Here is a 13,210-nt window from a genome sequence, read left to right on the forward strand (position 1 = left end):
CGGTCCTTTCCCCTGACGTGCGGACTTCAAATGCCCCGTCGCGGCGTATAAGGAAAGGCGATCATGCAGCCGTTTCCCTGGGCCGACCTTGGCATCATCCTCTTGTTGATCGCCGTCAACGGTGTTTTCGCCATGTCGGAGATGTCGGTGGTGTCGTCGCGGCGTGCGCGTCTGCAGGCGATGGTGAATGCAGGGAAGCCCGGCTCGCGCATCGCGCTGTCGCTCCACGACGAGCCGTCGCGCTTCCTGTCGACCGTGCAGATCGGCATCACGCTCGTCGGCATCGTCAACGGCGCCTATTCCGGCGCGACGCTCGGCCAGCCGGTGGCGGATCAGCTGCAAGCGCTCGGCGTGCCGGAAAGGCTTTCCGGCGAGGCGGGGATCGTGCTCGTCGTCACGCTGATCACCTATCTGTCGCTCACCGTGGGCGAACTTGTGCCCAAACAGCTGGCGCTGCGCAGCCCGGAACGCATCGCCGTGCTGATCGCGGTGCCGATGTCGGTGCTTTCGCGCATCACCGCACCCCTCGTCTGGGTGCTCGAACGGTCGACGAAGGCGCTGCTTCGCCTGTTCGGTGCGGTCGGGGAGAATGCCGATCACGTAACCGCCGAGGAGCTTCACCTCATCGTTTCAGAGGCGACGAACGCCGGTGTGATCGAAGAGAGTGAGCGCCAGATGATCAGCGGCGTCATGCGCCTCGCCAACCGCTCCGTGCGTGCGGTGATGACGCCGCGCACAGAGATTGACTGGCTCGACATCGAGGCGGATGAGGCCGAACTTCGCGCCGAGCTGGTGGCGACCCCCCACACGCGTCTGCCGGTTGCGGAAGGCTCGGTCGACCGCATTGTCGGCGTCGTTCAGGCACGCGATGTCGTCGCTGCAATTCTTGACGGTCGCTCGCTCGATCTCAAGACGTTGATGCGACCCGCACCCGTCGTTCCCGACGCGATGGACGCTGCGGACGCGCTCGAGGTGTTGCGGCGTGCGGATGTGCCCATCGCGCTCGTGCACGACGAATACGGCCACTTCGAGGGCATTCTCACCCCGGCCGATCTGCTGGCGGCGATCGCGGGCGCGTTCAAGTCGGATCTCGACGAGGGTACCGAGCCCGACGCCGTGGATCGCGGCGACGGTAGCTGGCTGCTCGCGGGCTCGATGCCCGCCGACGAGATGGCAGAGACACTCGGTACGCGGCTTCCCGCGGAGCGTGACTATCAGACTGTCGCCGGTTTCGCGCTCAGCGTGCTCACGCACCTGCCCGAGATCGGGGAGACCTTCCGCTACGACGGCTGGCGCTTCGAGATCGTCGACATGGACGGCCGCAAGATCGACCGCCTGCTCGCAGTGCCTGCGGCGAACCCTGAACCCTAACGCTGCGCCTTGAGCGCCGCGACTTCGGCCTCCAGCCGGTGCAATGTCTCGATCACCGCCAGGTCGAGCTTTTCGTGAAGGCGCAGGATTTCGAGTTCGGCGCGCAGGTTCACCTCATAATCGAGCCGCGCCGCGAGCCGGTCCTTGTCGGCCTGCCGGTTCTGACTCATCATGATGATCGGCGCCTGCACGGCCGCGAGCGTCGAGAGCATCAGGTTCAGGAAAATGAAGGGATAGGGGTCGAACGCCAGCCCTTTCAGGATGCCGCTGTTTAGTAGCATCCATCCAAGCAGTACAAAGGCGAAGGCAATGATGAAGCCCCACGAGCCGCCCACCTCGGCGACGCGGTCGGAGAGCCGTTCGCCCACCGTCGCGCCTTCCTCCGCGAGCAGGCCTGCGTCGCGGCTGATCGGCGTTCGCGTCGAAACATGCTCCAGCACGCGTTTCTCGTGGTGCCCCAGCTCGTCGGGTGCGCTCCCGAGCAGGCGTTTCGAAACTTCCGCAATATCGATGATCGGTCGCATGAACTGGGCCTCTTGATGGTTACGGCCCGATACTAGGGTTGGCGCCCGCTCCGATCTATCCCCGCTCTATGCGGCCAACGCGCTCCAGCGCGTTTCCCAGTCGCTCAGATCCCACGCGTCGGGGTCTTCGGAAGAAACGATGGCATCACCCTCTGCATTCGTCAGCAGATTGATGTCCTGCGGCGGAATCGGTGCGCCGTGCGCGATCGAGAAGAACGCGCGCACGATGGGCTTTGTGAGGTCGGCGGCGTTGATGTCGAGCACGAAGGCGAGGTGACCCGACCGCAGCTTCACGAGCGTGCCCACCGGATAAATGCCCACGCTGCGGATGAATGCGGTGAGGATGTCGGTATCGAAGTGCCCGCGCCAGCTGAACATGGTCTTCAGCGCCTTGTTCGCCCCCCATGCAATCTTGTACGGGCGGTTGGAGGTGAGCGCGTCATAGACGTCGCAGATTGCCCCCATACGCGAAAACAGCGTGATCTGACCGCCCTTCAGCCGTTCCGGATAGCCGGTGCCATTCACGCGTTCATGGTGGTGCAGGCAAACGTCGAGCGCCATGTCCGGCACGTCGCGGCTGCGCCGGAGCAGCGCATGGCCGCGCTCCGGGTGTGTTTTCATGATCGAGTATTCCTCGTTGGTGAGATCACCCGGCTTGCCAAGCAAGGCTTCGGGCATCGCCATCTTGCCGACGTCGTGAAGCAGCCCGGCTACGCCCATGTTGCGGAGCATTGCGGCGTCGAAACCGCCGATCTCGCGCCCGAGGTTGATCATCAGCGCCGACACCGCCACCGAATGCACGTAGGTGTATTCATCCTTCGATTTGAGCCGCAGGATGCTTGTCAGCGCGGAGCGGTTGCGTGCAAGCGATCCGGCGATGTCCTCGACGAGCGGCACAAGCGTGTCGGCGTTCACGATCCTGCCCAGCCTTGCCTGATCGTAGAGCTCGGTCATCACGCGCTTGGCATGCGCCGCTACGGTGTTTGCGCGGCTGAACTCCTCCGCCATGCTGCAGGGTGCGTCCGATGCGACTGCAGTGATCGTCGGCAATGTCGGCGGATTGATCGGAACGACGACCTCGGCGGGGGCCGCAACGGCGGCTGGCCTCCCCGCTGCCGGCTTCGCTTCGTTTTCTTCCTGAAAGATGGCTCTTGCGCGGGGCTTTTCCCCCTCGATGTCGAGACCTTTCTCGGTATCGATAAGCACGCCGTCGATTCGGCTTCCGACCAGGGCTGCGACGTCGGCCGGATCGGTAAGAAGGAAGCCAGCCTTCAGAAAGGGATGGGAAAACCATGACCCTTCCATCGAATGAATGAACATGCCGGACTTGATCTGGTCGCGCCGAATTCGCCTGAGCACTCGAAGTTCCTGTTTTTGAAGCGCGATTCGCGCCACACCCCGGCGCATTTTATGGCACGGCAGCGTTGAACGAGGTGCTGACGGTCAAGGTTAATTTCGTGGAAACGCGAACAAATTCGAGTTGCCTCAAGGGTGCCGGGGCCAATGTCGCGTCTTGCAGGACGCCAGTGCTGGCTGGCATTACAGGCGCTTGCTTTTGGAGATTATTTGTATGCGTCGTGCTTTTGGAGCCGTGTTGCTCGCCGGAATCGTGGGAATCGCAGGGGCGGAAGCGCGCCCTGTCGTCTTTTCGGATCGGGCGCCAGATGGAGGCGCCGCGATTGTTCTGCCGCTTGCCGCGAAGGAGGATCTCGCGGTCCGGGGCGTAGCGCTCGACACCGCGACCCGGGAGGCCGTCGGTCGGGCACTCGAATCGGCTGCGTTTGACTATGCAGCGAAATCCACGCTTGTGCTGCGCGGCATCGGGGACTGGCAGCAGATCGTCGTGATCGGTGCGAAAGATGGAGCGACGACCGCCGGGCTGCAGGACATCGGCGGGATCGCGGCGCAGGAGACCGCATCGGCGGATGGACCTGTCGCCCTCCTTGCGTCGGGCCTTGCGCCGAATGTGCCGGATGCCGCTGCCAATCTCGCCGTGGGCGCCGAACTCGGCGGCTACAGTTTCGATCGCTACAAGGCGCCGCCGCAAAAGCCCCGCGCGGCTGGACGCGATGCACCCCTCACCGTGGTGGGCGCGCCAGGCGCGGAAAGCTATGCCAGAGAAGGCAGGGCGCTCGTCGAGGGCGTCACGCTCGCGCGCGACCTCATCAGCGAGCCCTCGAACGTCAAATACCCTGAAGTGTTCGTCGAGCGTGTGCGCGATGCGTTCAAAGGTGTCGCCAAAGTGCGGATCGAGGCGCTCGGCGTTCCCGAGATGGAAAAGCTCGGCATGGGCGCGATTCTCAGCGTCGGCAAAGGTTCGCCGCGCCCGCCGCGCATGCTCATCGTCGAATATGGCGGGGGCGGCAGCGAGGCGCCCATCGTGCTCGCGGGCAAGGGGATCACTTTCGATTCCGGGGGCGTCTCCCTGAAACCCGGCCTCGGAATGTGGCGGATGCGGACCGACATGGCGGGCGCCGCCGCCGTGATGGGTACGACGCTTTCACTGGCGAAGAGCGGCGCTGCGGTGAACGTAGTGGCGGTGGCGGCGCTCGCCGAGAATATGCCCGATGGCGGGGCGACACGCCCCGGCGATGTCGTGAAGGCTTACAACGGCAAGACGATCGAGGTGACGAATACGGACGCCGAAGGCCGTCTCGTCCTCGCCGACGCCGTGTCCTACGCGGAGGCACGCTTCAAGCCTGCTGCCATCGTCGACATCGCGACGCTCACCGGCGCCGTCGGTGGGGCGCTCGGGGACGACTATGCTGGCCTCTTCAGCCGCCACGATGCACTCGCCGCGCAACTTACGGCTGCGGGCAAGGCTGTCGGTGAGCCGCTCTGGCAACTGCCGCTTCATGCCGCCTATGCCGAAACAATGAAGTCAGGTGTCGCCGACCTTCTGAACTCCGCCGAAGGCGGCAGACCGGGCGCGGGCCTCGGCGCGCACTTCATCGGCGCGTTCGTGAAGCCCGAAACACCGTGGGCGCACCTCGACGTGGCCTTCACCGTGTGGGCCGACAAGGGCCAGCCAACGGCGCCGAAGGGCGCGGTCGGCTACGGGGTGCGTCTGCTCGACGATTTCGCCCGCAACTGGAAGCCGGTCCCGCGCACGGCGGGCGAGGGCGGCCGCTAACCAGAAAAAGCTGCTTCCTGAAAGGGAGGGATGAGGAGGCGGCCTAACCCGCCTTCATCGTCTTTTCCGCCTGCGCCCATGCGAGCTTGGCAAGCGGCACCAGCCGTTCGCTCATCGCGGCGGCGTGGGCGTTGGAGGCCGTGCCCCGGATCAGCCGGCCCTTGATGCCGTGGATGATCGCCGCGAGGCGGAACATGTTGAAGGCGATGTAGAAATCGAGATTGGGAATGCCGCTGCGCCCGGTGCGGCGGCAATAGGCCTCCACGTATTCGGCTTCGCTCGGGATGCCGAGTGCCGCGAGATCCTTGCCGGCGAGCCCGGCGGTCTCTTCGGGCGGCATTCGGTACATCATCAGGTGATAGGTGAAGTCGGCGAGCGGGTGGCCGAGCGTCGAAAGCTCCCAGTCCAGCACCGCGAGCACCTTCGGCTCGGTGGGATGGAAAATCATGTTGTCGGCGCGGTAGTCGCCGTGCACCACACTCGTCTCGTCTCCCGGCGGGATGTTCGCGGGCAGCCACTCACACAGCCGGTCCATCTCCGCGAAGTGTCCCGCCTGTTCGTCGTCCTTGTATTGCCCCGCCCAGCGCCCGATCTGGCGGGCGAAATAACTGCCGGGTTTCCCGAAGTCGCCGAGGCCGATCGCTTCGGGATCGAAGTTGTGGAGGTCTGCGATGGTCTTGTTCATCGCGTCGAAGTGCGCGGCGCGGCTTGCGGGGGCTTCGCCTGGAAATGACGTGTCCCACACCACGCGCCCGTCCACGCAGTCCATCACATAGAACCACGTGCCGATCACATCCTCGTCGGTGCAGAGGCCGTAAGCGCGCGCAACCGGGAAGCCCTGCGCATAAAGCGCGCTGATGACCTTGTATTCGCGGTCCACTGCGTGCGCGGATTTCAGGAGCTGCCCCGGCGGCTTGCGCCGCATCACGTAGGCCTTCGCGGGCGTCACCAGCTTGTAGGTCGGGTTCGACTGGCCGCCCTTGAACTGTTCGACCGTCAGCGGGCCTTTGTAGTCCTCCACATTCGCCTGCATCCAGTCTGCGAGCCTCGCCTCGTCGAAGCGATGCGCCTCGCGGACGGCCTGCGTTCCGGAGAACTGTTCCTGCTTGCTGGTCACGCCGTTTATTCCTCCCGCGCTATGGCTCTCCAACCGATATCTGACCTGTAGAAGCCTTCCGACCACCTGATCTTTTCGGCAGCCGCATAGGCCCGGTCGCGCGCCTCGCGTACGCTCTTGCCCGTGGCGGTGACATTGAGCACCCGGCCGCCGTTCGCAATCAATCGGCCCTCGGCATCGCGCGCGGTGCCTGCATGGAAGATCACGACGCCTTCGCCGGCCGCCGTCTCGGTGCCTTCGATCACCGTGCCCTTCTTAGGCGTGCCCGGATACCCCTCCGCCGCCATCACCAGCGTCAGCGCCGGGGCATCGTGCCACTGGACGCTGACGTGTTCGAGGCCGCCGTCTACCGCGGCGAGCAGGACCGGTACGATATCGGACTTCATGCGCAGCATCAGCACCTGGCATTCCGGGTCGCCGAAGCGCGCGTTGTATTCGATCAGCTGGGGGCCGGTCTCGGTCAGCATCAGCCCGGCATAAAGCACGCCCACGTAGGGCATGCCTTCCGCCGCCATCGCGTCCACCGTCGGCTGTACGATCTCGCGCATCACCTGCGCTTCAAGCGCGGGCGTCAGCACCGGCGCGGGCGAATAGGCGCCCATGCCGCCGGTGTTCGGCCCGGTATCGCCGTCGCCGACGCGCTTGTGATCCTGCGCGGATGCTAGGGGGAGGGCGGTCTTGCCGTCCACGAGCGCGAAGAAGCTCGCCTCCTCGCCGGTCAGGAACGCCTCGATCACCACCTCCGCGCCTGCCGCGCCGAAGCTGCCGCCGAACATATCGTCGATCGCAGCGTCCGCATCTTCGCGCGTTTCGGCGATGATGACGCCCTTGCCCGCCGCAAGCCCGTCCGCCTTGATAACGATGGGCAGCCCGCGCCCCGCCGCATAGGCCTTTGCCGCGCCCGCGTCGGTGAAACGCTCATACGCGGCGGTCGGGATTCCCGCGCGCTTGCACAAATCCTTGGTGAAACCTTTCGAACCTTCGAGCTGCGCGGCCTTGGCGGTCGGTCCGAACGCCTTGATGCCCGCCGCTGTCAGCGCGTCTACCAGCCCCTCGACGAGCGGCTGCTCGGGCCCCACGACGACGAGGCCCACACTATTCGCGCGGCAGAAGTCAATCACCGCTCCGTGGTCGGCGGTGTTCATCGGCACGCATGCGCACACCTCGGCGATGCCGGCGTTTCCCGGCGTGCACCAGAGCGTGTCGCACAGCGGCGACTGAGTGATTTTCCAGGCGAGCGCATGTTCGCGGCCGCCGCTTCCAATGAGGAGGATGTTCATGGCCGGGCCTTGTAGTGCGTGCGCCGAGCGCTTAGCAACGCCTCATGGACGCTGCCGGCAACGCCCACGAATTCACCGTCTCCGAACTCTCCTCGGCGCTGAAGCGCAGTATCGAGGATCAATTCGGCAATGTGCGCCTGCGCGGCGAGATTTCGGGCTGGAAAGTGCCCGCCTCGGGCCACGCCTATTTCGCGCTGAAGGACGATGCCGCGCTGATCGACGCGGTGATGTGGAAGGGCCAGCGCGCGCGCCTCAATTTCCGGCCCGAGGACGGCATGGAGGTGGTCGCCACGGGCCGCCTCACCACCTATCCGGGCCGCTCCAAATATCAGATCGTCGTCGAATCGCTGGAGCTGGCGGGGGAGGGTGCGCTCCTCGCGATGATCGAGCGGCGCAAGGCGATGCTCGCCGCCGAGGGGCTGTTCGCGCCTGAGCGCAAGCGGCCGATTCCGTGGCTGCCGGAGCTGATCGGCGTCGTCACCTCCCCCACGGGCGCGGTCATCCGCGACATCCTGCACCGGCTGGGAGACCGTTTCCCGCGCGACGTGCTCGTCTGGCCGGTGAAGGTGCAGGGGGAGGGCGCCGCCGAGGACATCGCGGCGGCGATCCGCGGTTTCCACGCCGTGCCGCGCCGACCGGACGTTATCATCGTCGCCCGCGGCGGCGGCTCCATTGAGGATCTGATGGCCTTCAACGAGGAGATCGTCGTGCGCGCCGCCGCCGCGTCCGAAATCCCGCTCATCAGCGCCGTCGGCCACGAGACCGACACCACGCTCATCGATTTCGCCTCGGATCGCCGCGCGCCCACACCCACCGCTGCAGCCGAACTTGCCGTTCCGGTGCGCGCCGAACTGGTTGCGGGCGTATCGTCCTTCGCCGCTCGTCTCGATCGCTGCATCGCGAAAACTGTCGAGGTCCGCTCTGAGCGCATCCGGCTATGGTCCGCGCGCTTGCCGACTCCAAGCGCGATCCTTGGGATGAAGACGCAGCGCCTTGATGACGTAGGCGAGCGGCTGCCCCGCGCCCTCCGGGCGGGGCTTCAACAATGGCAGGGCCGTTATGCCCAGGCCGCCGAGCCGCTGCGCGCCGCCATGCGCAGCCGGATCGCCGACGCACGCCACGAGCTCGCTGGCGCTGCGACGCGTCTGCGCCCGACGCTCCTCACAAGCCTTGTCCAGCGCGCCATGGACCGCGCCGCGTCTTCGGGACGGCTGCTCGAATCGCTCAGCCCGCTCGCCATCCTGTCGCGCGGCTACGCGGTGGTCACGCGGCCCGATGGCAGTCTTGTAAAGCGCGCGGACGAAGCGCGCCGCGAGGTTCGCCTTGGCCTGCGCTTCGGCGACAGCCCCGATCCGGTGGAGGTCGTCGTGGGCGGAGGCGGAGGTGGAGCAAAATCCCGAAAATCGGCTCCGCAGGGCGATGCACCCTTGCAGGCGAAGCTCCTGTAGGCGACATTATGTCCGCTATGCTCAAACTCGGTGAAGGCCGCCCGGCGCGGCTCCAGTATCTTTCCGGCTCCTACCGCGTGCTCCAGCAGGGCGACCACGTGACCTGCGCGGTCACCGGTACGCGCATCCCGCTGCAGAACCTGCGCTATTGGAGCCACGAGCTTCAGGAAGCCTATGTTTCGGGCGATGCCGCCGCCGCCCGCTATACGGAAATGCGCGCGCTGGGGCGACTGTAGGCAAGCGAAGTTCCTCTGATCTGGCGCTTTTTCGAACATTTTCGAAAGACCGGCACCTTTCAGCTTGGCAGGTTTCCCCCTCGATTGATTTCAACCGCGTTTTTCGCTCGCCCTAGCGAAAACGCTATTGCACAGTAATAAAATTACAATTTTTCTGCCATTTTCGTTACCTGCTTGCACTGAGTGTGTCCAAGCCGTCACAGTGTAAATTCGAAGCGCTCGCTCGCTCCGCGGGCTGCTTTACACTTCAATAATATTCCAAGACAAACGCGGAAGGTCCGTAATGGACTGCATCGGCGTGTGTTTTTGTATCTGAAACGAAAAAAAGAAGCCTGAATAGGCGTGTTTCGTGATGGTGCAGAGGTGCAACACATGTCGATGACGAAACTGGGACAATGTTAAAAGGACTGGGATGTGAACAACGCGAAATTTTCGCTCTATCGGCGTGCGCTGCATACAAGCAGTGTACTTGTGACCGCAGCGGCGATCGCCGCTCCCGCGTTCGCACAGGAGCAGGAAGCCGAAGTTTCTGTGGAAGATGTTATCGTCGTCACGGGTTCGCGTATCGCGTCTCCCGTCGATGTGTCGACGGCACCGTTGCAGATCGTCAATGATCAGACGATCAAGGACTCGGGTGCCACCAACATCCAGGAACTGCTTCTCGAGAATCCGGCGTTTGGTACGCCTGCGCTGAGCCGCACGAACTCGGCGTTCCTCACGTCGGGCACGGGTGTCGCGACGGTCGATCTTCGCGACCTTGGGTCGGATCGCACGCTTGTTCTCGTCAATGGACGCCGCGTCGTCGCCGGCCTGCCCGGCAGCGCCACGGTCGATCTCAACGTCATCCCGACGCAGTTCCTGGAGCGTGTCGACGTTCTCACCGGCGGTGCCTCGTCGCTGTACGGTTCGGATGCCATCGCCGGCGTTGTGAACTTTGTCTACAAGCGGGATTTCGAGGGTCTTGAGGCGAACGCGCAATACGGCATCACCGAGCGCGGGGACGACCGCCGTTATCAGGCGAACGTCACCGTCGGCACCAATTTCGCCGACGATCGCGGCAACATCATGGTGCACTTCGGCTATTCGAAGGAAGGCGGCGTCCTTTCGCGCCAGCGCAAGAACACGTTCCTCGATGACGCCTCTGTCGGCGCTTTCATCACGGGCGACATGGCGGATTGGGCGACGGGCATTGAACCGTTCCTGTCCAGCTTCCCTCCTCAGGGCCGTTTCATCATCCCGGATGATCCCAATGTCGCAGGCAATCAGGGTACTACCTTCACCTATGATGCGAACGGTCAGCTGCGTCCGTGCTTCTCCACCAATGGTGGCACAGCGCCCGCCACCTGCGGCGCGTTCGCGGGTCAGCCGATCGGTCCGGACGGTTTCAACCGTCAGGCCTTCCGCACGATCGCGGTGCCGGTGCAGCGTTATCTGTTCGCCGCTGCCGGTCACTACGAGTTTACCGAGGGCACAAACTTCTTCTTCGAAGGCACATTCAACCGCACAGAATCCTCTCGCATCATTGAGCCGTTCGCGCTTGAGTCGGGTGGCAGCACGGGTATTTTCCCGGCTTCTGGCCTGATGCCGATTGAACATCGTGTGCTTGATGAGCAGGGTAATGTCGCCGTTGTCCAGAATCCGCTCGTTCCGCAGGCGATCTTTGATGCCGCGCGCGACAATGACGGTGACGGTCTCCGTGACATCGGGTTTGCCCGTCGTCTCGCCGAGGTCGGCAACCGCACCGGTTCGACATCGCGTGACTTCTTCCGCTTTGTCGTTGGTTTCGACGGCACGCTGTTCGATGACCGCTTCAATTGGGATGTCAGCTACAACTACGGCAAGACCATCGAAAATCAGGTCTCGAGCGGTCAGGTCAATGTTGCCAACTTCCGTGACGGCCTCTCCGTTATGGTCGACGTCGATGATGTGAACGGCAACGGCAGTACGTCGGATTATGTCTGCACCAGTGCAGAAGCCCGTGCGAACGGCTGCGTTCCCGTCAATATCTTCGGCGCGGGCAATATCAGCCCCGAAGCGCTTGCGTATATCGATGCGCAGGGCACGTTCCAGACCGAGATCACGCAGCAGGTGGTTCAGGCGAACCTTTCCGGTGAACTGTTCCAGCTGCCGGCAGGTCCGGTTGGTATCGCCACGGGTGTCGAGTACCGCAAGGAGTCGAGCAAGGAAGACAACGACGCGCTCACCAATGCGGGCATGAACGCCGGCAACAAGATTCCGGATACGGCGGGATCGTTCGATGTCGCTGAAGCGTATCTCGAGGTTCGCGTGCCGATTCTCGCTGATACACCGGGCTTCCAGCTGCTCGATGTCGGCGGCTCGGTTCGCGTTGCGGACTATTCCACCGTGGGCACGGTCTACAGCTACGCCGGTACAGCGACGTGGAAGCCGGTGGACGATATTCGTTTCCGCGGGACCTACTCGCGTGCGGTTCGCGCTCCGAATATCGGCGAGCTTTACTCGGGTCTATCTCAGACCTTCCCGTCCGGTATCAACGATCCGTGCGACGGCGTCGGGCCGACGGGCGGCGGTACGGTGGGCGACATCTGCCGTTCGCAGCCGGGTGTCAACGCGAACATTGCCGCTAACGGCGTGTTCACGCTGAATCAGGCTGACCAGCAGGGCATCAGCGGCTTCAATGGCGGTAACCCCGACCTTGAAGAGGAAAAGGCGGACTCCTGGACACTGGGTGCCGTGATCACGCCGCGTTCGCTCGGGCTCAACAACCTGTCGCTCTCGATCGACTACTACAACATCAACGTGAAGAACGTGATTGCGGCACCGGGTCGTGGGTTCACCCTCGATCAGTGCTTCAACAAGGCCAATCCGACGTACTGCGATCTCGTCACCCGCCGTCCGGCCGCGACGGCAGTGAACAGCGCTGGCTCGATCGAGTTTATTGATGCCATCAACGTCAACGGCGCGTCGTGGAAGACCGAAGGTCTCGACGTTGTGCTGAACTACCGCTCGGGTCTCGACGCGATCGGCGCAGGCGGAACGGTCAGCGCTCAGGTAGCCTACACGCGCGTGTTCAAGAACGATTACTTCCCGGCCGCCGGCGAACCCGCCGATCGTCAAGCGGGTGAAATCGGCACGGCGAAGGATCGCTTCACGGCAAACCTCGCATACAATGCTGAAAGTGGTTTGCGCGCCAGCCTGACGGGTACGTACATCGGCAAGTCGTATGAAGACGATCAGTTCTGCTTCGCTTACGGCTATGAGGCGAAGTGCGTTGGCGTGTCGGCCGAGTTCTATCTCGATGCTCAGCTCGGTTGGAACATCGGTGACAACTTCGAACTGTACTTTGGTGTCGACAACCTGCTCGACAATGATGCGCCGCGGATCCTTTCTGGCACCACGTTCAACACAACGGGTACGGATACGGCTGCGGACGTCTACGATGTGTTCGGTCGTCGGTACTACACAGGCGTTCGTATGAAGTTCTAACTAACGCGCATCATTCACGAAAAATGGGCGGGGCCATGCATATGGTCCCGCCCTTCTTTTTTTGGAAACTTCAGCAGGTATTCGTTTTCTCGTACGTGACGCCGTCCTTATTTCACGCGCGTTACGCCGAGGAAACCGGATTTCCCTTCGAACTTCATGCGATATCCGCCGATCGCGCCTTCGCTGATCGTGACCTCCATGCCGGCCCGTAGTGTGCCGCGGAAACTGCTGACCGAAGTCTGCCGCCACATCTGCCCATTTTCGAGAACAACAATGTGCCGGCCATTGACGTTTTGAACGAAAACTTCGGCAATTCTTGAACGGAGCTCTTCCACGCCGGCTGGGCCTAATTCCCGAACCTCCGGCTTTTCGGTTTCGGCCTGTTTGCTGGTTTCGAACTTCTTGAGACCGTATTCGGCCTCCGCCTGTTCCTTTTGCGTTTGCTGAACGACGGCTTGTCTCTGATCGAGCGATTGCAGTGCCTCGTCGAAGCACGCCAGCCTAGCCTTGTCCTCCGCGATCTTGCCGCACGCGCGAAAGGGATCGCCGATCGGATCGGCCATAACGGCGGAAGCGCTGCAGAGCATGGTTCCCATGGTCAGCAATACGATCTTTCGGTTCACTCTTGATCTCCCT

The 13,210-nt window shown here is 63.4% G+C and carries 10 protein-coding genes; 5 read left to right on the forward strand and 5 right to left on the reverse strand.

Going from position 1 to position 13,210, the window contains the following annotated elements; genetic code table 11:
* The first annotated feature begins 63 nt into the window (after positions 1 to 63).
* Positions 64 to 1,371, forward strand: coding sequence for a hemolysin family protein (locus H2052_RS14580; protein ID WP_293783085.1), 1,308 nt, complete (start codon positions 64 to 66; stop codon positions 1,369 to 1,371).
* Here H2052_RS14580 and H2052_RS14585 read toward each other — a convergent pair.
* Entirely contained in the window at positions 1,368 to 1,895 is a 528-nt protein-coding gene (locus H2052_RS14585) for a DUF1003 domain-containing protein (RefSeq protein ID WP_293783088.1), read from the reverse strand. The genes H2052_RS14580 and H2052_RS14585 overlap by 4 nt on opposite strands.
* A gap of 66 nt (positions 1,896 to 1,961) precedes the next feature.
* Positions 1,962 to 3,254: an HD-GYP domain-containing protein gene (locus H2052_RS14590; protein ID WP_293783091.1), complete on the reverse strand. Its 1,293-nt coding sequence runs from the start codon at positions 3,252 to 3,254 to the stop codon at positions 1,962 to 1,964.
* A gap of 211 nt (positions 3,255 to 3,465) precedes the next feature.
* Here H2052_RS14590 and H2052_RS14595 point away from each other — a divergent pair, with 211 nt between their 5' ends.
* Entirely contained in the window at positions 3,466 to 5,028 is a 1,563-nt protein-coding gene (locus tag H2052_RS14595) for a leucyl aminopeptidase (RefSeq protein WP_293783094.1), read from the forward strand.
* A gap of 43 nt (positions 5,029 to 5,071) precedes the next feature.
* Here the strand turns inward: H2052_RS14595 and H2052_RS14600 are convergent, their stop codons facing one another.
* Together H2052_RS14600 and purD are read right to left on the reverse strand one after the other, a co-directional pair.
* On the reverse strand, positions 5,072 to 6,145 hold the full coding sequence (locus tag H2052_RS14600) for a phosphotransferase family protein (RefSeq protein ID WP_293783097.1): 1,074 nt from the start codon (positions 6,143 to 6,145) through the stop codon (positions 5,072 to 5,074).
* A 5-nt stretch (positions 6,146 to 6,150) separates the two neighbouring features.
* Entirely contained in the window at positions 6,151 to 7,425 is a 1,275-nt protein-coding gene (gene purD / locus H2052_RS14605; RefSeq protein WP_293783100.1) for a phosphoribosylamine--glycine ligase, read from the reverse strand.
* A 44-nt stretch (positions 7,426 to 7,469) separates the two neighbouring features.
* Between purD and xseA the strand changes: the two genes are divergently transcribed.
* The 3 genes from xseA to H2052_RS14620 all read left to right on the forward strand — a co-directional run bounded on the left by xseA (position 7,470) and on the right by H2052_RS14620 (position 12,574).
* Positions 7,470 to 8,873 carry an exodeoxyribonuclease VII large subunit gene (xseA, locus tag H2052_RS14610; RefSeq protein ID WP_293783103.1) on the forward strand — a complete coding sequence of 468 codons (1,404 nt, stop codon included), beginning with the start codon at positions 7,470 to 7,472 and terminating at the stop codon, positions 8,871 to 8,873.
* 17 nt (positions 8,874 to 8,890) lie between these two features.
* Entirely contained in the window at positions 8,891 to 9,109 is a 219-nt protein-coding gene (locus H2052_RS14615) for a DUF2093 domain-containing protein (RefSeq protein ID WP_293783203.1), read from the forward strand.
* 471 nt (positions 9,110 to 9,580) lie between these two features.
* A complete protein-coding gene (locus H2052_RS14620) occupies positions 9,581 to 12,574 on the forward strand; it encodes a TonB-dependent receptor (RefSeq protein WP_293783106.1) in 2,994 nt (997 codons plus the stop codon).
* 107 nt (positions 12,575 to 12,681) lie between these two features.
* On the opposite strand, the gene H2052_RS14625 is transcribed toward H2052_RS14620, so the two are convergent.
* On the reverse strand, positions 12,682 to 13,197 hold the full coding sequence (locus tag H2052_RS14625; protein WP_293783109.1) for a hypothetical protein: 516 nt from the start codon (positions 13,195 to 13,197) through the stop codon (positions 12,682 to 12,684).
* Positions 13,198 to 13,210: the final 13 nt, after the last annotated feature.

It is taken from the genome of Sphingosinicella sp. (assembly GCF_013911755.1).
Taxonomy (GTDB): Bacteria; Pseudomonadota; Alphaproteobacteria; order Sphingomonadales; family Sphingomonadaceae; genus Sphingosinicella.

Excerpts from the sequence above, each read along its gene's own strand:
- purD (WP_293783100.1), bottom strand. The coding sequence starts at position 7,425 with ATGAACATCCTCCTCATTGGAAGCGGCGGCCGCGAACATGCGCTCGCC.
- H2052_RS14615 (WP_293783203.1), top strand. The coding sequence starts at position 8,891 with ATGCTCAAACTCGGTGAAGGCCGCCCGGCGCGGCTCCAGTATCTTTCC.
- H2052_RS14595 (WP_293783094.1), top strand. The coding sequence starts at position 3,466 with ATGCGTCGTGCTTTTGGAGCCGTGTTGCTCGCCGGAATCGTGGGAATC.
- xseA (WP_293783103.1), top strand. The coding sequence starts at position 7,470 with ATGGACGCTGCCGGCAACGCCCACGAATTCACCGTCTCCGAACTCTCC.
- H2052_RS14580 (WP_293783085.1), top strand. The coding sequence starts at position 64 with ATGCAGCCGTTTCCCTGGGCCGACCTTGGCATCATCCTCTTGTTGATC.
- H2052_RS14585 (WP_293783088.1), bottom strand. The coding sequence starts at position 1,895 with ATGCGACCGATCATCGATATTGCGGAAGTTTCGAAACGCCTGCTCGGG.